General features: G+C 61.5%; 23 protein-coding genes and 1 other RNA gene. 11 read left to right on the forward strand and 13 right to left on the reverse strand.

The features are described from left to right. Nucleotides 1–47: 47 nt before the first annotated feature. Nucleotides 48–497: an EVE domain-containing protein gene (locus QU606_RS01555; RefSeq protein WP_102625018.1), complete on the reverse strand. Its 450-nt coding sequence runs from the start codon at nucleotides 495–497 to the stop codon at nucleotides 48–50. A gap of 195 nt (nucleotides 498–692) precedes the next feature. On the opposite strand from QU606_RS01555, the gene QU606_RS01560 reads away from it, so the two are divergent. Further along, nucleotides 693–842 carry a hypothetical protein gene (locus tag QU606_RS01560; protein ID WP_024078005.1) on the forward strand — a complete coding sequence of 50 codons (150 nt, stop codon included), beginning with the start codon at nucleotides 693–695 and terminating at the stop codon, nucleotides 840–842. Nucleotides 843–849: 7 nt separating this feature from the next. Here QU606_RS01560 and QU606_RS01565 read toward each other — a convergent pair whose 3' ends face one another. The 4 genes from QU606_RS01565 to QU606_RS01580 all read right to left on the reverse strand — a co-directional run bounded on the left by QU606_RS01565 (nucleotide 850) and on the right by QU606_RS01580 (nucleotide 2,269). Continuing rightward, the gene (locus tag QU606_RS01565) at nucleotides 850–1,479 is read right to left on the reverse strand and encodes a 5-formyltetrahydrofolate cyclo-ligase (protein WP_150295571.1); all 630 of its coding nucleotides are present in this window, start codon (nucleotides 1,477–1,479) and stop codon (nucleotides 850–852) included. 57 nt (nucleotides 1,480–1,536) lie between these two features. Then, nucleotides 1,537–1,715, reverse strand: a non-coding RNA gene (gene ssrS, locus QU606_RS01570) — 6S RNA. Between the two features lie 30 nt (nucleotides 1,716–1,745). After that, nucleotides 1,746–2,063, reverse strand: a complete 318-nt coding sequence (locus QU606_RS01575; RefSeq protein WP_010207385.1) for a cell division protein ZapA — start codon at nucleotides 2,061–2,063, stop codon at nucleotides 1,746–1,748. Further along, entirely contained in the window at nucleotides 2,060–2,269 is a 210-nt protein-coding gene (locus QU606_RS01580; protein ID WP_003177365.1) for a TIGR02449 family protein, read from the reverse strand. Before QU606_RS01580 ends, QU606_RS01575 begins: the two co-directional genes overlap by 4 nt. A 138-nt stretch (nucleotides 2,270–2,407) precedes the next feature. Between QU606_RS01580 and QU606_RS01585 the strand changes: the two genes are divergently transcribed. From QU606_RS01585 to gcvH, 9 genes are all read left to right on the forward strand, one after another. Beyond that, nucleotides 2,408–2,965: a YecA family protein gene (locus tag QU606_RS01585; protein WP_021492630.1), complete on the forward strand. Its 558-nt coding sequence runs from the start codon at nucleotides 2,408–2,410 to the stop codon at nucleotides 2,963–2,965. Nucleotides 2,966–2,985: 20 nt separating this feature from the next. Beyond that, nucleotides 2,986–4,308 (forward strand): Xaa-Pro aminopeptidase, encoded by a 1,323-nt coding sequence (gene pepP / locus QU606_RS01590; protein WP_024078003.1) that lies wholly within the window; start codon nucleotides 2,986–2,988, stop codon nucleotides 4,306–4,308. Further along, nucleotides 4,305–5,492 carry a 2-octaprenyl-6-methoxyphenyl hydroxylase gene (gene ubiH, locus QU606_RS01595; RefSeq protein ID WP_024078002.1) on the forward strand — a complete coding sequence of 396 codons (1,188 nt, stop codon included), beginning with the start codon at nucleotides 4,305–4,307 and terminating at the stop codon, nucleotides 5,490–5,492. Before pepP ends, ubiH begins: the two co-directional genes overlap by 4 nt. Further along, complete coding sequence (locus QU606_RS01600) at nucleotides 5,485–5,970, forward strand: DUF4442 domain-containing protein (RefSeq protein ID WP_024078001.1); 486 nt, start codon at nucleotides 5,485–5,487, stop codon at nucleotides 5,968–5,970. Before ubiH ends, QU606_RS01600 begins: the two co-directional genes overlap by 8 nt. A gap of 9 nt (nucleotides 5,971–5,979) precedes the next feature. Next, a complete protein-coding gene (locus QU606_RS01605; RefSeq protein ID WP_168233073.1) occupies nucleotides 5,980–7,197 on the forward strand; it encodes a 2-octaprenyl-3-methyl-6-methoxy-1,4-benzoquinol hydroxylase in 1,218 nt (405 codons plus the stop codon). A 105-nt stretch (nucleotides 7,198–7,302) separates the two neighbouring features. Then, nucleotides 7,303–8,307, forward strand: coding sequence for an extracellular solute-binding protein (locus tag QU606_RS01610; RefSeq protein WP_024077999.1), 1,005 nt, complete (start codon nucleotides 7,303–7,305; stop codon nucleotides 8,305–8,307). Between the two features lie 60 nt (nucleotides 8,308–8,367). Further along, entirely contained in the window at nucleotides 8,368–9,984 is a 1,617-nt protein-coding gene (locus QU606_RS01615) for an iron ABC transporter permease (RefSeq protein WP_304998053.1), read from the forward strand. 156 nt (nucleotides 9,985–10,140) lie between these two features. Continuing rightward, entirely contained in the window at nucleotides 10,141–11,223 is a 1,083-nt protein-coding gene (gcvT, locus tag QU606_RS01620) for a glycine cleavage system aminomethyltransferase GcvT (protein ID WP_024077997.1), read from the forward strand. Between the two features lie 51 nt (nucleotides 11,224–11,274). Beyond that, nucleotides 11,275–11,661 carry a glycine cleavage system protein GcvH gene (gene gcvH / locus QU606_RS01625; RefSeq protein ID WP_069077243.1) on the forward strand — a complete coding sequence of 129 codons (387 nt, stop codon included), beginning with the start codon at nucleotides 11,275–11,277 and terminating at the stop codon, nucleotides 11,659–11,661. 42 nt (nucleotides 11,662–11,703) lie between these two features. On the opposite strand, the gene QU606_RS01630 is transcribed toward gcvH, so the two are convergent. The 7 genes from QU606_RS01630 to QU606_RS01660 form a co-directional block, all read right to left on the reverse strand. Then, on the reverse strand, nucleotides 11,704–12,843 hold the full coding sequence (locus QU606_RS01630) for a DegT/DnrJ/EryC1/StrS aminotransferase family protein (RefSeq protein WP_069077242.1): 1,140 nt from the start codon (nucleotides 12,841–12,843) through the stop codon (nucleotides 11,704–11,706). Nucleotides 12,844–13,001: 158 nt separating this feature from the next. After that, the gene (locus QU606_RS01635) at nucleotides 13,002–13,667 is read right to left on the reverse strand and encodes an outer membrane protein (RefSeq protein ID WP_304998054.1); all 666 of its coding nucleotides are present in this window, start codon (nucleotides 13,665–13,667) and stop codon (nucleotides 13,002–13,004) included. A 190-nt stretch (nucleotides 13,668–13,857) separates the two neighbouring features. Then, on the reverse strand, nucleotides 13,858–14,175 hold the full coding sequence (locus QU606_RS01640) for a DUF2388 domain-containing protein (protein WP_041161049.1): 318 nt from the start codon (nucleotides 14,173–14,175) through the stop codon (nucleotides 13,858–13,860). A gap of 69 nt (nucleotides 14,176–14,244) precedes the next feature. Beyond that, nucleotides 14,245–14,691 (reverse strand): NfeD family protein, encoded by a 447-nt coding sequence (locus tag QU606_RS01645; protein WP_024077992.1) that lies wholly within the window; start codon nucleotides 14,689–14,691, stop codon nucleotides 14,245–14,247. Nucleotides 14,692–14,701: 10 nt separating this feature from the next. Further along, on the reverse strand, nucleotides 14,702–15,622 hold the full coding sequence (locus tag QU606_RS01650) for an SPFH domain-containing protein (protein WP_024077991.1): 921 nt from the start codon (nucleotides 15,620–15,622) through the stop codon (nucleotides 14,702–14,704). A gap of 77 nt (nucleotides 15,623–15,699) precedes the next feature. Then, nucleotides 15,700–17,379, reverse strand: coding sequence for a GspE/PulE family protein (locus tag QU606_RS01655; protein ID WP_304998055.1), 1,680 nt, complete (start codon nucleotides 17,377–17,379; stop codon nucleotides 15,700–15,702). A 76-nt stretch (nucleotides 17,380–17,455) separates the two neighbouring features. After that, nucleotides 17,456–17,794 (reverse strand): hypothetical protein, encoded by a 339-nt coding sequence (locus QU606_RS01660; protein ID WP_024077989.1) that lies wholly within the window; start codon nucleotides 17,792–17,794, stop codon nucleotides 17,456–17,458. 127 nt (nucleotides 17,795–17,921) lie between these two features. Here QU606_RS01660 and QU606_RS01665 point away from each other — a divergent pair, with 127 nt between their 5' ends. Next, nucleotides 17,922–18,392, forward strand: coding sequence for an Lrp/AsnC family transcriptional regulator (locus tag QU606_RS01665; RefSeq protein ID WP_304998056.1), 471 nt, complete (start codon nucleotides 17,922–17,924; stop codon nucleotides 18,390–18,392). A 39-nt stretch (nucleotides 18,393–18,431) separates the two neighbouring features. On the opposite strand, the gene QU606_RS01670 is transcribed toward QU606_RS01665, so the two are convergent. Continuing rightward, nucleotides 18,432–19,799 carry an inorganic triphosphatase gene (locus QU606_RS01670; protein WP_024077987.1) on the reverse strand — a complete coding sequence of 456 codons (1,368 nt, stop codon included), beginning with the start codon at nucleotides 19,797–19,799 and terminating at the stop codon, nucleotides 18,432–18,434. Nucleotides 19,800–19,866: the final 67 nt, after the last annotated feature.

A 19,866-nucleotide genomic window follows, 5' to 3' on the forward strand; every position in this document is an offset into this window, starting at 1 on the left:
AGGTCGCGGTGAAGCTGCGCTCTTCGCGAGCAAGCTGGCTCCTGCCGTCAGCGTAGCGCCAAGACCGCGGCCCATTGCTCGGCGGTAACTGGCATCACCGAGAGACGGCTGCCTTTTTGCACCAGAGGCAGCTCGGCAAGGGCGGCTTGCTGCTTCAGGTACCCCAGGCCCAGTACGCTGGGGAACGTCTCGACATGGGCCACGTTGATCGCGCTCCATGGATTTTTCTCCGGGCTGGCCTTGGCGTCGAAATAGTGGCTGTCCGGCTCCAGTGCGGTCGGGTCCGGGTAGGCGGCCTCGACGATGGTGCCGATGCCGGCAATACCAGGCTCGGGGCAGCTGGAGTGATAGAAGAAAAATTGGTCACCCACCGCCATCGCCCTCAGGAAGTTGCGCGCCTGATAGTTACGCACCCCATCCCAGCGGGCTTCGCCAAGCGTTTCCAGGCCTTTGATGGAGAGTTCGTCGGGCTCGGATTTCATCAGCCAATAGGCCATTTGGGGGCTCCTGAAAAAGGCGTTGGGCAAGTTGTCAGGCAATTCCATGACAAACCGACAGTCGGTTGACGCCAAGGTTTGCGTGTTGGTTCACGTTAACGCAGAATGCCGGGATTTTAAGCTTGACGCAGCTGCAACGGACTACTTTGGAACGTTGTTGTCATCGTGTACGAGATGCCTGAAGGGGGGCAATCGATGCAACGTAAACCGGATTTACTATGGATATTGGTGATTTTGTTTGGTCTGGGCGTCGTGACCACCGGGTATGCGCAAAGCTTGTGGTCGAACAAGACCGATGCACCCGTTGAACTGGCTCAGCAGCAGCCTAAACCGTTCAAGCGCTGACCCTTATTCAAGGCGCCGCTGACTCCAGTGGCGTCTCTGCGATATACCAATACTTGTCAGTGACCGTGCCCGCCAGCGGCACATCCCAACTCGCCTGCGCCAACCGATCGACCTTCTGACACTCATGGGCCAGCCCCAGCAGCGTCGGCTTGCGCCAGCTCTTGCGGCGAGCGAGGTAGGCCAGGCTGCGGTCATAAAAACCACCGCCCATGCCCAGGCGCCCCCCCGCGTCGTCGAACCCCACCAGCGGGAGCAACACCAGGTCCAGTGTCCACACCTTGCGCTGGCGGCAGGCGTTTATCCGGGGTTCGAGAATGCGAAACCGATTGGGCAGCAGTTTTTCCCCTGGGCTCACGCGTTGGAAGACCATCTTGGTTCTCGGCCAGGCGCTGAGTACTGGCAGGTAGGTGGCCTTGCCCCGGCGCTGGGCCGCGCGCAGCAGCAGGCGCGGATCGATTTCACCGTCCGTCGGCAGGTATAGAGAAATATGTTTGGCCCGGCGAAACAGCGGGTGCTGTGCCAGTTGCCGATACAAGCCAAGGGCCGCCCGGCGCTGCTCGCTGGGGGTGAGCGCACGGCGGGCCTTGCGCAACATGCGTCGAAGGTGCGGACGGGAAAGCGGCGCAGGTTCGGTCATGGTTTTCGGCTCATAAAACAATGCCAGTCCTTAAGACTGGCATTGAGTTTGGAAATCAGGCTCCCCGACAGAACCGCTGTCGACTAAGCCCTTGAACCCGAAAGTTCAAGGTGGAAGAAGCAGTAGGCTTTAAGGCTTTCCGTCTAGCGGACATGCACACCAGCCCAACGTGCAACTTCCAGGGTAGTGCGAATCGGCTCCGGGACATCGCCGACTGGCAAGCACGCCAGGGAGTGGGGCGAGTATACCTTAAACAGTCGCGGCAATCAGCCCTTGGGTGCGTCTGAGTCGCTGGAGAGCACCAGATCAACGCGTTCGAGCAGGTCACGCACCTGTTCGCGTGTTGAACCGCTGGCCTGTACGTCAGGACGTTCCTGCTTGTGCAGCAGATCGTGGGTGATGTTCAGCGCGGCCATCACGGCGATGCGGTCGGCGCCGATGACTTTGCCGCTGCTGCGGATTTCACGCATCTTGCCATCCAGGTAGCGGGCAGCGCTCACCAGGTTGCTGCGTTCTTCCTGGGGGCAAATGATCGAATACTCTTTGTCGAGGATCTGCACGGTAACGCTATTGCTTGAACTCATGAGTCTTGCTCCAGGGCCTTCAGGCGCGAAATCATCGATTCGACCTTACGCCGGGCGATTTCGTTTTTTTCAATGAGGTGAGCGCGTTCCTCGCGCCAGGTCTTTTCCTGAGCTAATAGGAGTCCGTTTTGGCTCTTTAGTTGCTCGACCCGATCAATTAGCAATTCGAGTCTGGCCATCAGCGCTTGCAGGTCGGTGTCTTCCATTGGGTTCCACTGGATTTGTCTGATGAATGGCAACTGCAGGATAAACGATCTGACGCCCTCGATAGTCTTGGTACGTCTGCCGGTGCTAGGATACAGCGCTCCATTCTAGACATTGCGCCGTCTGGCGCCTAGCTCACCATGCCCATTCAGAACTCCCCGTACGATGCTTTTTCCAAACTGCTGAGCACCAGCGGTCATCCTTGCTCGCCTGCCGAACTGCACGGCGTGTTGCTCGGCCGCAGTTGCACCGGCGTTGGCTTTGATGCCGACAACTGGCTGGCCGATGTGGCCGAGCTGCTGGAAACCGAACCGACCGACAACGTGCGTAACGCGCTGATCGGCCTGCAAGAGATGGTCAAGGGCGAGCTGACCGGTGATGACGTCACCGTGGTCCTGCTGCTGCCGACCGACGATGCACCGCTCGCCGAACGCGCCGCCGCACTGGGCCAATGGTGCCAGGGCTTCCTCCACGGTTTCGGCGTGAACGCCGGTGGCCTGGAGCTGAGCACCGATGCCAAGGAAGTGTTGCAGGACCTGGCGGCCATCTCCCAGGTGCAAGACGCCCTGGAAGAGTCCGAAGACGGCGAAGGCGACTACATGGAAGTCATGGAATACCTGCGCGTCGCACCGTTGCTGCTGTTCACCGAGACCAAGAAGTCCGCTGAGCCGGCTGCCCCCAAGCCTTCGCTGCACTGAGAAAGGAAGCCCATCTGCCCATGATCCATATCCCCAAAGCGGAATACACCCGGCGCCGCAAGGCGCTCATGGCGCAGATGGAACCCAACAGCATCGCGATCCTGCCGGCCGCCGCCGTGGCGATCCGCAACCGTGATGTCGAGCACGTCTATCGCCAGGACAGCGACTTCCAGTACCTGAGCGGTTTCCCCGAGCCCCAGGCGGTGATCGTGCTGATGCCCGGTCGCCAGCACGGCGAGTACGTGCTGTTCTGCCGCGAGCGCAATGCCGAACGCGAACTGTGGGACGGCCTGCGCGCCGGTACCGAGGGCGCGATCCGCGATTTTGGCGCCGACGATGCCTTCCCCATCACCGATATCGACGACATCCTGCCCGGCTTGATCGAAGGTCGCGACCGGGTGTATTCGGCCATGGGCAGCAACGCTGAATTCGATCGGCACCTGATGGAGTGGATCAACGTCATCCGCTCTAAAGCGCACCTCGGTGCCCAGCCCCCGAACGAATTCGTTGCCCTGGATCATTTGCTCCACGACATGCGCCTGTATAAATCGGCGGCGGAAGTGAAGGTGATGCGCGAGGCTGCGCGAATTTCCTGCGCGGCCCATGTGAAGGCGATGCAGGCCAGCCGCGCCGGCTTGCATGAATTCAGCCTGGAAGCCGAACTGGATTACGAGTTCCGCAAGGGCGGCGCGAAAATGCCGGCCTATGGCTCCATCGTCGCCGCCGGGCGCAACAGCTGCATCCTGCATTACCAGCAGAATGACGCCGTGCTCAAGGACGGCGACCTGGTGCTGATCGATGCCGGTTGCGAGATCGACTGCTACGCCAGCGACATCACCCGCACCTGGCCGGTCAATGGCAAGTTCTCGCCGGAGCAGAAGGCGATCTATGAAATCGTGCTGGCCTCCCAGGAAGCCGCCTTTGCCGAGATAGCGCCGAACAAGCATTGGAACCAGGCCCACGAGGCAACCGTGCAGGTCATCACCGCCGGGCTGGTCAAACTGGGCTTGCTGCAGGGTGACGTGGACGAGTTGATTGCCAGCGAAGCCTACCGGGCTTTCTACATGCACCGAGCCGGCCACTGGCTGGGCATGGATGTGCACGATGTGGGCGAGTACAAAGTGGGCGGTGAATGGCGTGTGCTGGAGGTCGGCATGGCATTGACCGTGGAACCGGGGATCTACATATCGCCGGACAACCAGAATGTGGCAAAGAAATGGCGTGGCATTGGCGTGCGCATCGAGGACGACGTGGTAGTGACCAAGCAAGGCTGTGAAATCCTGACCGTCGGCGTGCCCAAGACCGTCGCCGACATTGAAGCCCTGATGGCGGCTGCCCGATGAGCCGGGTCAACCTGGCGATCATCGGTGGCGGCCTGGTGGGCGCCAGCCTGGCGCTGGCATTGCAAGCGGGGGCAAAGGCCCGAGGCTGGAAGATCGTGCTGATCGAACCCTTCGCCCCGGGTGACAGCTACCAGCCTAGCTACGATGCACGCTCCTCGGCGCTGTCGTTTGGCGCTCGGCAGATTTACCAGCGCCTGGGGCTCTGGCAGCACATCTCCCGCCGCGCAGAACCGATCAAGCAGATTCATGTGTCGGACCGCGGGCGTTTCTCCACCGCGCGGTTATCCGCCATGGAGGAGGGCGTTCCTGCCCTTGGCTATGTGGTGGAAAACGCCTGGCTCGGCCAGTGCTTGTGGCAAGGCTTGGATAAAGAGGTGGTCAGTTGGCGCTGCCCGGCGGAAGTCACGCGCATGGAACCGCTGCCGGATGGCTACCGCCTGACCCTCAACGATGAAACCGTACTGGAATGCGACCTCGCGGTGCTCGCGGATGGTGGCCGCTCCGGTTTGCGTGAGCAACTGGGCATCGGCGTGAAAACCCGCCCCTACAACCAGAGCGCGCTGATCGCCAATATCACCCCGAGCGAAGCCCACAACGGCGAAGCCTTCGAGCGCTTTACCGATGAGGGGCCGATGGCCTTGCTGCCGCTGCCGGACAACCGTTGCGCGCTGGTGTGGACCCGCATCGGCATGGACGCCCAGCGCTTGGCCAGCCTGGATGAACGCAGTTTCTTGAGTGAGTTGCAGGGCGTGTTTGGTTACCGCCTGGGCACCCTGAAGCAAGTGGGGGCTCGTCACCTGTACCCGCTGACCCTGGTGGAAGCCGAAGAACAAGTCCGCTCCCACCTGGCGATCCTCGGCAATGCCGCCCACAGTCTGCACCCGATTGCCGGGCAGGGTTTCAACCTGTCCCTGCGTGATGCCAATGCCTTGGCCGAGGCCCTGTTGGCCGGGCCGACGGTGCCGGGCGACCTGGCCACCTTGCAGGCCTATCGCGAGCGTCAGCGGCTGGATCAGAAGCTGACCGTGGGCTTCTCCGACCAGGTCACGCGCCTGTTCGGCAGTGCCCAACCGCTGGTCGCCCTGGGCCGCAACATGGGCTTGCTGGGCCTGGACCTGCTGCCACCGGCCAAACGCTGGTTCGCCCGGCAGGCCATGGGCCTGGGTACGCGTCCCGATGCGTAAGTGGCTGGTCGCTCGCCTGGGTAAAGCGCGTTTATTGCGTTGGGTCATGACCCTTTACCCGCCGTATCTGGGCGCGGGGATCAGCGTGCAGCACATGAGCGCCGATTTTCGCCACGTCAAAGTGCGCATGGGCCTGGGGTGGTACAACCGTAACTACGTGGGTACGCAGTTCGGCGGCAGCCTCTATTCGATGGTCGACCCGTTCTACATGCTGATGCTGATGGAGAACCTGGGCCGCGACTACATTGTGTGGGACAAGGCGGCCAGCATCGACTTCGTCTCGCCGGGCAAAGGCCCGGTGTATGCCGAGTTTTCCATCGACGACGCCTTGCTGGATGAGGTGCGTCGACAGACCGCAGGCGGCGAGAAGTATTTGCCCCGCCTCAAGGTCCAGATTCATGACGGCTCCGGCACCCTGGTGGCGCGAGTCGACAAAACCCTTTACGTGCGGCGCAAGCCGCCAGCGAGACAGGCTTAAAGCATGGACATGCGCGCAGATGTGCTGATTGTCGGGGCCGGAATGGTCGGAAGCGCCCTGGCGCTGGCGTTGCAGGGCAGTGGCCTGCAGGTGCTGCTGCTGGACGGCAGCCCGTTGAGCGTCAAGCCGTTCGAACGTGACGCCGCCTTCGAGCCGCGGGTCAGCGCCTTGTCGGCCGCCAGCCAGCGCATCCTCGAGCGCCTGGGCGTGTGGGACGGCATCGTCGACCGCCGCGCCAGCCCTTACGCAGAGATGCAGGTGTGGGACGGCAGCGGCACCGGGCAGGTCCACTTTTCGGCGGCCAGCGTGCATGCCGAAGTGCTCGGGCATATCGTCGAAAACCGTGTGGTCCAGGATGCCCTGCTTGATCGCCTGCATGACTGTGACCTCGGCCTGCTGGCCAATGCACGCCTGGAGCAAATGCGCCGCTCCGGCGATGACTGGCTGCTGACCCTGGCCGATGGCCGCAAATTGCGCGCGCCGCTGGTGGTGGCCGCCGATGGCGCCAATTCCGCCGTACGCCGCCTGACTGGCACCGCGACCCGCGAGTGGGATTACCTGCATAACGCGATTGTCACCAGCGTGCGCAGCAGCCAGCCGCACCAGCGCACCGCCTGGCAGCGCTTTACCGATACCGGTCCGCTGGCCTTCTTGCCATTGGTGCGCGATGGTCAGGAAGACTGGTGCTCGATCGTCTGGTCGACCACGCCAGCTGAATCCGCACGCCTGATGGCGCTTGAGGATGAAAGCTTTTGCCGTGAGCTGGAACGCGCCTTTGAAGGCCGACTGGGCACGGTGCTCAGCGCTGATCCGCGTGTCTGTGTGCCATTGCGCCAACGCCATGCCAAGCGCTATGTGGCCGAAGGCCTGGCGTTGATCGGCGACGCCGCACACGTCATCCACCCGTTGGCCGGGCAGGGCGTGAACCTGGGCTTCCTCGACGCGGCGGTCCTGGCCGAGGTGCTGTTGTCGGCGACTGAACGTGGCGAACGCCTGGCGGATGTGAAAGTGCTGAGCCGTTACGAGCGTCGGCGCATGCCGCACAACCTGGCGTTGATGGCGGCGATGGAAGGCTTCGAGCGCTTGTTCCAGGCCGATCAACTGCCGTTGCGCTGGTTGCGTAATGCCGGGTTGAAAATGGTTGATCAAATGCCGGAAGCCAAGGCGGTATTCGTGCGTCAGGCCCTTGGCCTGACTGGGGATCTACCAGAGTTGGCACGGCCCTGAAGGCGCCGTGCAACATCTGGTAACGCCTCCGCTGAGTGTTTGATTGAGCTGCCAAATGTGAGTCCCTATCATTTGCTTTCAATTTGCATATGAGAGACCGCACCCATGTTGGCACCCAAGCGCCTCCTGACTGCCCTGGCCCTAACCCTTATCGGCAGCACCACCGTGCAGGCGGCCGACGAAGTCGTGGTCTACTCCTCGCGCATCGACGAACTGATCAAGCCGGTATTCGACGCCTACACCCAAAAGACCGGCGTGCAGGTGAAGTTCATCACCGATAAGGAAGCCCCGTTGATGCAGCGCATCAAGGCCGAGGGCGAAAACGCCACTGCCGACCTGCTGCTCACCGTCGACGCCGGCAACCTCTGGCAGGCTGAGCAAATGGGCATCCTGCAACCGTTCACCTCCCCAGTGATCGACAAGAACATCCCTCTTCAATATCGCTCGTCGGCCCATGCCTGGACCGGCTTGAGCTTGCGCGCGCGGACCATCGCCTACTCCACCGACCGGGTCAAACCCGGCGACCTGACGACTTACGAAGCCCTGGCCGACAAACAATGGGAAGGCCGCCTGTGCCTGCGCACGGCGAAAAAAGTCTACAACCAGTCGCTGACCGCCACCCTGATCGAAACCCATGGCGCGGCCAAGACCGAAGAAATCGTCAAGGGCTGGGTCAACAACCTGTCCACCGACGTGTTCTCCGATGACATCGCCGTGCTCGAAGCGATCAACGCCGGGCAGTGCGACGTGGGTATCGTCAACACGTACTACTTCGGCCGCCTGCATAAGCAGAAGCCGGACCTGGCGGTGAAGTTGTTCTGGCCCAACCAGGGCGACCGTGGCGTGCATGTGAACCTGTCCGGTATCGGCCTGACCAAGCATGCGCCGCACCCGGAAGCCGCCAAGGCCTTGGTGGAATGGATGACCACACCTGAGGCGCAGAAGATCTTCGCCGACGTGAACCAGGAATTCCCGGCCAACCCGGCGGTGCCACCGTCTGCCGAAGTCGCGACCTGGGGCAAGTTCGTGGCCGATACCTTGCCGGTGGAAGTCGCGGGCAAGCGCCAGGCCGAGGCCATTCGCCTGATGGATCGCGCTGGCTGGAACTGAATGGGTAAACGCCGCCCCTTTTGTGTCTGCCTTTAGATACTCTTCCCTGGGAATTTGCTCTTGGTCCACCCCGCCCAACGTCGCTGGTACGCGCCGGTCTTTATCGTCGCCGCGCTGGTGCTGCTGCCGCTGAGCGTGCTGTTGCTGTCCTGGCAAAGCATCGATGGGCAGATCTGGTCCCACCTCTGGCAAACCCAGATGCCGCGCTTGCTGGGCAATACCCTGATCCTGGTGCTGGGCGTCGGTATTGGCGTGACCCTGTTGGGCGTAAGCCTGGCCTGGCTGACCAGCCTCTGCGAGTTTCCCGGGCGGCGCTGGCTGGACTGGGCGCTGATGTTGCCCTTCGCGATTCCTGCGTATGTGCTGGCGTTCGTATTTGTCGGCTTGCTGGACTTCTCCGGCCCGGTGCAGACCCTGCTGCGCGACTGGTTCGGCACGGGGCTACGCTGGCCGCGCGTGCGCTCCACGGGCGGCGTGGTCATTGTTTTGGTGCTGGTGTTCTATCCCTACGTCTACCTGCTGGCGCGCACCGCCTTCCTGGCTCAGGGCAAGGGCCTGATGGAAGCCGCGCGCATGCTTGGGCAATCGCCATGGCAGGCGTTCTGGCGCGTGGCCTTGCCCATGGCGCGCCCGGCGATTGGCGCCGGCGTGGCGCTGGCATTGATGGAAACCCTGGCGGATTTCGGTGCGGTCTCGGTGTTCAACTTCGATACCTTCACCACCGCCATCTACAAGACCTGGTACGGCTTTTTCAGCCTCTCCAGCGCGGCCCAACTGGCCAGCCTGTTGCTGTTGGTGGTGATGCTGGTGCTGTACGGCGAACGGCGAGCCCGGGGCGCCAGCCGACCGAGCAATGAACGACCGCGCGGCAAGGCGCTGTACCACCTGCGCGGGTTCAAGGCGGCGGCGGCCAGTGCCTGGTGTGGATTGGTGTTCGGCTGTGCGTTTGTCATTCCGGTGCTGCAACTGGTTGCCTGGTTCTGGCAGCGCGGTCGGTTCGACCTGGATGAACGCTATACCGGCCTGATCGTCCACACGCTGTACCTGGGCGGTACCGCCGCGCTGATCACGGTCAGCGTGGCGTTGATTCTGGCGTTCGCCAATCGCCTGGCGCCGACCAGGGCAATTCGCTCCGGCATCAGCCTGGCGAATGTCGGTTATGCCTTGCCGGGCTCGGTGCTGGCGGTGTCGATGATGTTGGCATTCAGCTACCTGGACCGTGAGTTGGTGGTGCCGCTGTCGGGCTGGCTCGGCGGTGCGGGCAGGCCGTTGTTGCTCGGCAGCCTGTCGGCACTGCTGCTGGCGTACTTGGTGCGCTTCCTCGCGGTGGCCTACGGGCCGCTGGAAAACAGCCTGGCACGAATCCGTCCATCGTTGCCGGAGGCGGCGCGCAGTCTTGGGGTGAGCGGCCCACGACTGTTTTGCAAGGTGTATCTGCCGTTGCTGCTGCCCGGGACCCTGAGCGCTGCGTTGCTGGTGTTCGTCGACGTGCTCAAGGAAATGCCCGCCACCCTGCTGATGCGCCCGTTTGGCTGGGACACCCTGGCGGTGCGGATTTTTGAAATGACCAGCGAAGGGGAGTGGGCGCGGGCTTCCTTGCCGGCGCTGACCCTGGTGTTGGTGGGCTTGCTGCCGGTGATCGGGCTGATCCGTCGCTCCGCCCGACAAATCGGCTAGGTGCCAGTCCTACAGCTTGCGGCTACAATGCGCGGCATTCGGTGCGGTCCGTCTTTCGGGTCGGGTCGCTGTATGTGGCTGCAGGCCTTGTAATTCAAGGTTTGCAGCGCGAACGGCAACCTTACGCACCTTCGCCAAGCCCGGAAGGAGAAACCCATGGGACAGCGTACGCCTCTGTATGACCTGCATCTCGCCCTAGGCGCGAAAATGGTCGATTTTGGCGGTTGGGATATGCCTCTGCACTACGGCTCGCAAGTTGAAGAGCACCATCAGGTGCGGCGCGACTGCGGGGTGTTCGATGTATCTCATATGACCGTGATCGATGTCACAGGCCCCGAGGCCAAGGAATGGCTCCAGCACCTGCTGGCCAATGATGTCGATCGTCTGCAGGGCTGCGGCCGTGCGTTGTACAGCGCCATGCTCAACGAGCAGGGTGGGGTGGTGGACGACATGATCGTCTACCGCACCGAAACCGGTTATCGGCTGGTGGTCAATGCCGCTACCCGCGATCAGGATATGGCCTGGATGCAGGCTCAGTTGGGCACCTACCAGGCGCAATTGCTCGAGCGGCCCGAATTGGCCATGCTCGCGATTCAAGGCCCCCATGCCCGGCAGAAGATTGCCGAGCTGGTTACCCAGTCCCGCGGCACCCTGATTCATCAGCTCAAGCCCTTCGAAGGCCAGGCCGACGGTGATTGGTTTATCGCCCGTACGGGCTACACCGGCGAAGACGGCCTGGAGATTGTCCTGCCTGCCGACCAGGCGCCGGGTTTTTTCAACGATCTGGTGGGCGCCGGTATTTCTCCTATCGGCCTGGGCGCCCGCGATACCTTGCGCCTGGAAGCGGGCATGAACCTGTATGGGCAGGATATCCACCAGGACGTTTCGCCCCTGGCGGCCAACATGGCCTGGAGCATTGCGTGGGAGCCGGCCGAGCGCCGTTTCATCGGCCGCGCCGCGCTGGAAGCCGAACTGGGGGCCGGTGTGCAGACCAAATTGGTCGGCTTGGTGCTGGAAGAGCGTGGGGTTTTACGCGCTCACCAAGTGGTTCGTATCGCCAATGTTGGCGAAGGAGAGATCACCAGTGGTAGTTTCTCTCCTACGCTGAGCAAATCCATTGCCCTGGCGCGCGTACCGATGGCGACTGCCGATCGGGCCGAAGTGGAAATCCGCGGCAAGTGGTACCCGGTTCGAGTGGTCAAACCGACCTTCGTGCGCCATGGCAAAACCTTGATCTAACTTTTCCGGCAGGCCAAAGGCTGCTGACATTTCTTCTTGAGGACACAGACTATGAGCAATATCCCTGCCGACCTGCGTTTTGCCGAAAGTCACGAATGGGCGCGTCTGGAAGCTGACGGTACTGTGACCGTCGGTATCTCCGACCATGCCCAGGAAGCGTTGGGTGATGTGGTGTTTGTTGAGTTGGCCGAGGTTGGCAAAGTGTTTGCGGCGGGTGAAACGGCGGGTGTCGTGGAGTCGGTTAAAGCGGCGTCTGATATCTACTCGCCAGTTGCTGGCGAAGTGATTGCGGTTAACGAAGAGCTGGGCGGCAGCCCTGAGTTGCTGAACTCCGACCCGTACGGTGCCTGGATCTTCAAGCTCAAGCCAAGCAGCGTTGACGCCGACCTGGCCAAACTGTTCGATGCTGCTGCCTACAAGGCCGCCATCGGCGAGTGATTCCGCTGCAGGAGCCGGTCACCCGGCTCCTGCAACAGGCATTCAGCGTTTCAACACAGCCTTCACTGCCGCTACCGACCGCTCCACATCCGCCTCTGTCATCGCCGTGAACATCGGCAACGACACGATCAAACGTCCAACACGCTCCGCCACCGGGAACATGCCTTCCTTGAAGCCCTGTGCCCGATACAGGCTCAACAGGTGGATCGGCGGGTAGTGATAGCCAATGCCGACGCCAAGGGCTTGCATCTGCTCCATGAAGGTGGCGCGGGCGGGCAGGCCGTCCTGACGTTCCGGCAGCACCAGTTGGAACAGGTGCCAGTTGCTGTTTTCAAAGTCCGGCGGCGGCAGTTGCGCGCCGTACTTCTCTTCAAAGTCACTGCCGAAGCACTTGAAGTAGTGCTGTGCCAGGTGCCGGCGATGGGCGGTGATCTTCTCGATATGGGCAAATTGCCCCAGGCCGATGGCAGCAGCGATATCAGTCATGTTGAACTTGCCGCCCAACACGTCCACGTCCAGGCCGTCGAAGCCGGTTCGGGTCACCCCCTGCAAGCGATACTTTTCCGCCAGGCGGGCTTCCTCGGCGTTGTTCAACACCAGGCAACCCCCCTCGGAGGAGGTGATGTTCTTGTTGGCCTGGAAGCTGAAGGACACAAAGTCACCCGTGGCCCCAATGCGCTCGCCATCCCAGCTGGAACCCAGGGCCTGGGCAGCGTCTTCGACGATGCGCAGGTTGTATTTGTTGGCCAGCGCGTAAAGCAGCGGCATGTCCACGGGCAAGCCCGCCAGGTACACAGGGATGATCGCTTTGGTACGCGGGGTGATGGCCGCTTCCACCTGGGCCAGGTCGATATTGCGGGTCACCGGGTCAATGTCGGCAAACACCGGTGTGGCGCCCACTTCGAGAATCACGTTGGCCGTGGCGACCCAGGAGATCGGTGTGGTGATGACTTCATCGCCAGGCCCGATACCGGCGATGCGCAAGGCGATCTCCATGGTGCAGGTGCCTGAGTTGAAGGTGCGCACGGGGCGGCCGCCAAAGTATTCCGACAGCTGTGCCTCGAATGCCTGCACTTTCGGCCCGCTGGTGATCCAGCCCGAGCGCAGTACATCGCCGACCGCCGAGATGGTGGCTTCATCGATGGTGGGTTTGGAGAACGGCAGAAAGGGCTGTTGGCTCATGACGACGAAGGCATCCGTTTCAGATAGACGATGAGAGAAAGATTGATCAGTACCGGCATGGTTGCACGGCTCGACTGAATATAGCCTGTCGCCTGTGAATGAATCGTCAGCCGTTGCAAAAAGATGCCGCCCGGTGGGCAGCATCTCGACAATAAGGGTCAGAAGGCAATTCGAGTTTCAAGAAACAGATTCTGCTCCTTGAGCTTGCCCTTGAGCTGTTCATCTCGTGCGTTTATGCGGTTGGCGAAGGTGTTGTAGCCGGTTTCAACATTGCCCATGCCCACATAGCGATAGCCCACACCCAGGGTTGTTTCGTCACTGACCTTGGCGTCCAGTCCCAGGCCAACGCTATAGGCGAGATTGTACTGGCGGTGACTGGCGAAGCGCCGGGTGTCGTTGGCCTGGGTACCGTTGGCGTCAATCCGCGCTGCGCCCACGCCGGCCATGCCGTAAAACGACAGCCAGGGGGTGATCGGAATGTCTTTGTAGCCATTGAGCATTAAACGCTGGCTTCGTGTGTGCAGGCTGTTGACGTTGGCGTTGAAAGGCGCCCAATAGGACTTGAACGTCGAGTTGCCAGGCAGGGTGTATTCGCCCTCCAGGCGCCAGCCTTCCCTGAGCGCGTAACCGGCCGCGAAGGAGCCGGTGAACGTTTTGGCGTTGTTGGGGCCGTCTACCCGCGCGGTGACACGGGGGCTGGTCAGCAGAGCATTGGCAAGGTCCTGGCGGGCGCTGTTGAGTTTTGCCGAACCATACCAGCCTTCCGCCTGGGTGGCAGGGCTGGCGGTCGCGGCGAGTAACAGGGCGAAGGACAGCTTTTGCATGGTCGTCGATTCACTTTGATGTAAAAGGGGATCGATAGCTTGTTGCGGAGGGGGATCTAGCGTGAACAGGACTTCTCTGGCATTCATGGGCGAAGCCGGCGCCATTGGCTAATGAATTACCAGCTCTGGCTGTAGGATATCGGCGCAAAAAAAATGCCGCTTCAAAAGCGGCATTTTTCATGGGGCCGTATTACTCGGAAGCGATGGCGTTTTTCGCCAGGATGGCATTGGCCAGTTCCATGTCCGTGGCTTTCAGGCCAGGGTTATCGGCACGGACCTTCTGCATCGCAGCCTCCAGGTACGGGCCACGGATGCCGCCGTCGCTGGCAACGAAGCTGCCGGCGTCGTCCTGGGCGGCAACCACCAACTTATGGTCCTTGAATGTCAGGTAAGTCGAGCCGGTAGTAGCGCCCGAGGAGATGACATTGCGCCAGAAACTGTCGGCCATGGCTGAGCCGACGGGGAGGGAAAGCACAGCGAGGGTTGCGACAGCATATTTGAGACGCATGATGGGTGACTCCGGGTGGGTTATCTGTACATTATGATTGTGGTTAGCCCAGCCGAGTTCCATCACTGACTAAACAGTTTCAACTTTCAGAATCGCGCCATCCTGGCCAACGACCCGTACTTGAGCGCCTACAGGCATATCCGGGCCGGTCACGATCCATACGCCATCACCGACTTTTATCTTGCCGCGCCCATCGACAATTGCCTGATGCACTATGAAGGTGCGGCCGATCAGCTCGGAGCCGCGCATGTTCAGCCCCGGCTGGTCGCTGGCCTTGGCGCTGCTGCGTTGGCGTTTCCACCAATACACCGCCGTCAGGATCGACAGGAGGGCGAACAGCAGCAGTTGCCATTCCAGCCCGAGCGGCGGTACCAGGAACTTGATCACGCCCACGGCGGCGGCGGCGATCCCCATCCACAGCAGATAACCCCCGGCGCCGAACACCTCAAGAATCAACAACACGGTGCCCAGCGCCAGCCAATCCCAGAACGATAGATGCTGCAGGAAATCCCACATGTCGATCGCCTCAGCCTTTCTTGTTATCGAACGTGGCCTTGACGATCTCGCCGATACCACCGACTGCACCGATCACCTGGCTGGCTTCCAGCGGCATCAGGATCACTTTGCTGTTATTGGCCGAAGCCAGCTTGCCCAGGGCGTCGATGTATTTTTGCGCGACGAAGTAGTTGATGGCCTGCACGTTACCGGTGGCGATCGCTTCGGAAACGACCTGGGTCGCACGAGCTTCCGCTTCAGCCTGACGCTCACGGGCTTCGGATTCCAGGAACGCAGCCTGGCGGCCACCTTCGGCTTCAAGGATCTGTGCCTGCTTCTTGCCTTCGGCGGTCAGGATCGCCGACGCCCGCAGGCCCTCGGCCTCCAGAATCTGTGCACGCTTGATCCGCTCGGCTTTCATCTGGCCGGACATGGCGGCCATCAGGTCCGCAGGTGGGCTGATGTCCTTGATCTCGATCCGGGTGATCTTGATGCCCCACGGCGCGGTGGCTTCGTCGACCGTGCGCAGCAGTTTTTCGTTGATGCCGTCACGTTGGCTGAGCATGGCGTCCAGCTCCATGGAGCCGAGGACGGTACGGATATTGGTTTGCAGCAGGTTGCGGATGGCATGCTCGAGGTTGTTCACCTCGTAGGCCGCCTGGGCGGTGTTGACCACCTGGAAGAAGCACACGGCGTCGATCTGCACGGTGGCGTTGTCGGCGGTGATCACTTCCTGGGGAGGGATATCCAGCACGCTTTCCATCACGTTGATCTTGCGACCGATACGGTCCATGACCGGGATGATGATGTTGAGGCCCGGCTTGAGCGTGTTGGTGTAGCGCCCGAAACGCTCCACGGTCCACTGGTAGCCTTGTGGCACGACCTTGAAACCCATGAAGAGAATGGCGACAGCCAAACCCACGAAAAGAAGCAGTACGGTTCCGATCTGCATAGCGATTCCCTATCTGTTGGTGTCAGTGAAACGACGTTCGGCCGATTGTAGCGGTGTTGTCACGGATAAGAACGATTTCACGGTTCGACAAGCAAAGGATTTGTATCTGAATCCCCGGGCGTTACTCGTAATACTTCAGCCAGTGTGGTCAGCCCGGCGTTGACCTTGCGCAGGCCGGCGATACGCAGGCTGCACATGCCTTGTTTGAGCGCGGCCCGGCGCAAGGCCTGCACATCGGCGCCGGGGGTGATCAACGCTTTGAGCGTTTCGTCCATGACCATGATTTCGTACACGCCGGCCCTGCCTCGGTAACCGCTGTCTCGGCACTGCGCGCAGCCCACAGCTTCGTAGCGCTCACCCGCGACACGCTTGCAGTGCGGGCACAACAGCCGCACCAGGCGCTGCGCCATCACTCCAATCAGCGTAGCTTTGATCAAATAATGAGCAATTCCTAGTTCCTGTAAACGGCTGATAGCGCTGGGTGCATCGTTGGTGTGCAGCGTCGACAGTACCAGGTGCCCCGTCAATGCAGCTTGAATCGCCATTTCGGCGGTTTCCCTGTCGCGAATCTCGCCGATCATGATGATGTCCGGGTCCTGGCGCAGCAGGGCACGGATACCGCTGGCGAAGGTCAGGTCGATATTGGACTGCACCTGCATCTGGTTGAACGCCGGCTCGACCATCTCGATGGGGTCTTCCACCGTGCACAGGTTGACCTCGCGGGTCGCCAGTTGCTTGAGCGTGGTGTAAAGGGTGCTGGTCTTGCCCGAGCCGGTAGGGCCGGTGACCAGGATGATGCCACTGGTCTGGCGAACCATGGTGTGCCAGCGCCGCTGGTCTTCGGTGGGCAAGCCCAACTGATCTAAGTCCTTGAGTAGCACCTGGGGGTCGAAAATCCGCATCACCAGTTTCTCGCCGAACGCCGTGGGCAAGGTCGACAGGCGCAACTCCACTTCGGCGCCCGCCGGGCTTTTGGTCTTGACCCGGCCGTCCTGGGGTTTGCGTTTCTCCGCCACGTTCATCCGTCCGAGGCTTTTCAGGCGGCTGACCACGGCCACCGTTACCTGGGACGGAAATTGATAGACATCATGCAGCAACCCATCGATGCGAAAGCGCACCCGGCCCTGGTCCCGGCACGGTTCGACATGGATATCACTGGCGCGTTGGCCGAACGCGTACTGCAGCAGCCAGTCGACAATGTTGACGATGTGCGCGTCGTTGGCGTCCGGCTCCTGGTCGCCGCTGCCGAGGTTGAGCAGGTCGAAATGGCCCGGCGCTGCCATCTTGAGATCCGCGCCGCTGACCGACTTGGCCAGCCGGTAGAACTCCGCGATACAACGCTGGATATCCTGGGGATTGGCGACCACCCGCTTGATCGAGCGCTTGAGCACCTGCGCCAGCCCGGCTTCCCAGGCGGTGACATGGGGTTGGGCGCTGGCGATGGTGACGCTCTGCGCGTCCACGGCCACCGCCAGGATGGCGTGGCGTTGGGCAAAGGCGTGGGACATCAGCGGCACCACGGTTGCCACGTCGATTTTCAGGGGGTCGATACGCAGGTAGGCTTGCCCGGTGTGTCGGGCAAGCCATTGGGTCAGGGTTTCCAGGCAAGGGCCCAGGGCCGCGATGTGTTCCAGTGGGTGCTGGGTGTCGCTGGCCGGCAGCGTCGCCAGGCGCCGTGCCATGTCGGGCGTGATCAGCCCTTCTTCGAGCAGGGCCGGCAACAACGGGTGCAATTCCAATCGATGATCAATGGGCATGAGGCGTTTCCTGGGAGGCGTGATCCCAGGCTAGTCAGCCGCCAGCGTTCCTCCTCCCGATGTGTATTGCAGGTTTTTACTGGGCTCCCGCCGCCAGCGCCTGGGGCCGCACGGCATCGGCAGGCCAAACCTCGAGGGTGCACACGCTGATCAGGTTTCGAATCTTTTCACCAATCACCTGGGCACGGTGCCAGCTCAGGCCATCCATCACGATGTCGAGGGTCAGCAGGTCTTCCTGCCGGTTCACATTGACCTGGCGCGGAGTCAGGAACTGCAACGCGAAATAGTTGAGTACCCGGCACAGCACATCCGGCTCAGCCTCGGCGACGATCTGATAATGCGCCTGGCAGTGAGCACTATCGACGGCCCAGGCATCGACGCGGCAAACAGAATGGGTGGTTTCAACGGCGTGCATGTTGGCTCTCCAGTTTCGACTGGAGAAATTTTTACATTCGCCAACGGAGATTTCTTATCTAAAATGGGCAATATTCACGCATGCTCGAATAATTCTATTCAATGTAAGCCACTAAGCAGGTTGTTTTATGCGTAGCGAGTTGGACGTCTATGATCGCCGCATCCTGGCCTTGCTGCAGGAGGACGCTTCGCTCTCCAGCGCGCAGATCGCCGAACAGGTCGGGCTGTCCCAGTCACCTTGCTGGCGGCGCATCCAGCGGCTCAAGGAGGAAGGGGTGATCCGCGGCCAGGTCACCCTGTTGGATCGCAAGAAAATCGGCCTCAATACGCAGATTTTTGCCGAGGTCAAACTCAACGCCCACGGGCGATCCAACTTCACTGAGTTTACCGAGGCGATCTGCGGCTTTCCGGAAGTGCTGGAGTGTTATGTGCTGATGGGGGCGGTGGATTTTCTGCTGCGTATCGTCACCTCGGATATCGAGGCGTACGAGCGGTTTTTCTTTGAGAAGTTGTCGATGGTGCCGGGGATTCAGGAGGTCAACTCGATTGTGGCACTGTCCGAGATCAAGTCGACCACCAGCCTGCCAGTATTGCGTTGACTGTACCGGCCTTATCGGGGGCTTGCCCCCGATGGCGATTTACAGACGCAGCAGGGTTTTCCAGGCACGGTTCTGATACACCGCGATGGCCTGATGCATGCGCGCATCCAGCGATTCATCGGTGATCGGCTGGTTGGCCAGTTGTGCCAGTTTGTTCAGCTCGCCGTACAAACGGTCCAGCTCCGGGATGTCCACCACCTGGCGTGCATGGTGCAGCCAGGCCTGGATGCGTTCGATGCGCGGCAGTTGCTCGGCGAGGTCTTCCGGTTGCTGCTGGTAGCGCGGCAGTTGCAGGGCGACGGCATCTTCGGCCAGCAGGCGCGGCAGCCAGTTGGTGATTTGCGCAGCACCCTGACGGTTGCCGCGTACGTTGCGGTCGGCGGTCCAAGTGCGGTTCAGCAACCAGCGGGAGGTGTTCAGCGAGAACAGGCCCCAGCGTACGTCAGTCAATTCTTCAGCGAACTGTTCCGGCGCGGCTTTGCGAATGTCTTCGTCGTCATCACCGGCCTGGACCAGCGGGCGCCAGTCTTCCAGCAGGGCGTCGAGGGCGCTGCGCAGTTCGCTGGTGGATTGGCGCGGGGCGGCCTGGCCGAGGCTGCCAAGCAGGGCACGCAGTTCGCCGAGGTTGTCGACCCAGTCTTGCAACAGGCGCCAGTGGCCATTGAAGCGGTATTGCTCGGCCAGGCGCTGGCTGCTGCCCAGCAGGTGCCACATGATCGCGGCGAAGGCGTCGTCCAGCGGCATTTCAGCCTGCAATTGGGGCGCCGGTAGGCTCAGTGAGTAGCTGCTGGCGTCGTACAGGCGGTAGCCGCGCTCAGCCTTGCTGATGTCACACGGCATCAGGGCCAGGGTCTCAGCCAGTTCAGCGGCCAGCTCCAGCAGGGCGGACGGTTCGCCTTCACGCAGTTCCAGTTCCAGCTCGCAGATTTCTTCTTTCTGCTTGCCAGCCACCACATGGCCCAGGTCCAGGGCGGCTTCGATCACCACCTTGGCTTTGCCGCGGCCCCAAGCGATTTCGGCGCGTTCGCGCACGAAGTCGGTGGTGAAGATTGGCTTGAGGGTTTTCTTGTCCAGCTCGGCCAATTGCTCGGGCCAGCATTCGCCGTCGAGTTTCTTGACGTCGAGCTTGGCTTTGGGCAATTCCCAGTTGTATTCGTTACGTTCCGACAAGCCAGCGACGCTTTGGCCACGGGTCTTGAGGGTCTGGATAATGTCGTCACCGTCCTTGCGCAGGCGCAGGGCAACCTTGGCCTGGGCCAGGTCGCGCTCGGGGGTGTCGAAATACTGGTTCATCAACTCACGGCGTTCCCAGCCACTTTTGTTGCGTTTTTTCAGTAGCGGGTGCTCACGCAGCGCGGCGAGTGTTTCGCGGCTGACGCGGAGCTTGATTTCGGTTTCTTTCTGCATGGCCGGAAAATCCAGGATCGGGAGCGCAGCCGGGGAAAAGAGTGGCTGCCAAGGTCGTGCAGTGTAC

This window comes from Pseudomonas sp. OVF7 (assembly GCF_030644265.1).
GTDB classification, from domain to species: Bacteria; Pseudomonadota; Gammaproteobacteria; order Pseudomonadales; family Pseudomonadaceae; genus Aquipseudomonas; species Aquipseudomonas gorinensis.

Bases quoted from the DNA above. Each gene is read 5' to 3' on its own strand.
- QU606_RS01640 (WP_041161049.1), bottom strand. From the start codon at position 14,175: ATGCGTCTCAAATATGCTGTCGCAACCCTCGCTGTGCTTTCCCTCCCC.
- ubiH (WP_024078002.1), top strand. From the start codon at position 4,305: ATGAGCCGGGTCAACCTGGCGATCATCGGTGGCGGCCTGGTGGGCGCC.
- QU606_RS01645 (WP_024077992.1), bottom strand. From the start codon at position 14,691: ATGTGGGATTTCCTGCAGCATCTATCGTTCTGGGATTGGCTGGCGCTG.
- gcvT (WP_024077997.1), top strand. From the start codon at position 10,141: ATGGGACAGCGTACGCCTCTGTATGACCTGCATCTCGCCCTAGGCGCG.
- QU606_RS01600 (WP_024078001.1), top strand. From the start codon at position 5,485: ATGCGTAAGTGGCTGGTCGCTCGCCTGGGTAAAGCGCGTTTATTGCGT.
- gcvH (WP_069077243.1), top strand. From the start codon at position 11,275: ATGAGCAATATCCCTGCCGACCTGCGTTTTGCCGAAAGTCACGAATGG.
- QU606_RS01660 (WP_024077989.1), bottom strand. From the start codon at position 17,794: ATGCACGCCGTTGAAACCACCCATTCTGTTTGCCGCGTCGATGCCTGG.
- pepP (WP_024078003.1), top strand. From the start codon at position 2,986: ATGATCCATATCCCCAAAGCGGAATACACCCGGCGCCGCAAGGCGCTC.
- QU606_RS01565 (WP_150295571.1), bottom strand. From the start codon at position 1,479: ATGACCGAACCTGCGCCGCTTTCCCGTCCGCACCTTCGACGCATGTTG.
- QU606_RS01635 (WP_304998054.1), bottom strand. From the start codon at position 13,667: ATGCAAAAGCTGTCCTTCGCCCTGTTACTCGCCGCGACCGCCAGCCCT.
- QU606_RS01665 (WP_304998056.1), top strand. From the start codon at position 17,922: ATGCGTAGCGAGTTGGACGTCTATGATCGCCGCATCCTGGCCTTGCTG.
- QU606_RS01670 (WP_024077987.1), bottom strand. From the start codon at position 19,799: ATGCAGAAAGAAACCGAAATCAAGCTCCGCGTCAGCCGCGAAACACTC.
- QU606_RS01650 (WP_024077991.1), bottom strand. From the start codon at position 15,622: ATGCAGATCGGAACCGTACTGCTTCTTTTCGTGGGTTTGGCTGTCGCC.
- QU606_RS01560 (WP_024078005.1), top strand. From the start codon at position 693: ATGCAACGTAAACCGGATTTACTATGGATATTGGTGATTTTGTTTGGT.
- QU606_RS01575 (WP_010207385.1), bottom strand. From the start codon at position 2,063: ATGAGTTCAAGCAATAGCGTTACCGTGCAGATCCTCGACAAAGAGTAT.
- QU606_RS01555 (WP_102625018.1), bottom strand. From the start codon at position 497: ATGGCCTATTGGCTGATGAAATCCGAGCCCGACGAACTCTCCATCAAA.
- QU606_RS01580 (WP_003177365.1), bottom strand. From the start codon at position 2,269: ATGGAAGACACCGACCTGCAAGCGCTGATGGCCAGACTCGAATTGCTA.
- QU606_RS01585 (WP_021492630.1), top strand. From the start codon at position 2,408: ATGCCCATTCAGAACTCCCCGTACGATGCTTTTTCCAAACTGCTGAGC.
- QU606_RS01605 (WP_168233073.1), top strand. From the start codon at position 5,980: ATGCGCGCAGATGTGCTGATTGTCGGGGCCGGAATGGTCGGAAGCGCC.
- QU606_RS01610 (WP_024077999.1), top strand. From the start codon at position 7,303: ATGTTGGCACCCAAGCGCCTCCTGACTGCCCTGGCCCTAACCCTTATC.
- QU606_RS01630 (WP_069077242.1), bottom strand. From the start codon at position 12,843: ATGAGCCAACAGCCCTTTCTGCCGTTCTCCAAACCCACCATCGATGAA.
- QU606_RS01655 (WP_304998055.1), bottom strand. From the start codon at position 17,379: ATGCCCATTGATCATCGATTGGAATTGCACCCGTTGTTGCCGGCCCTG.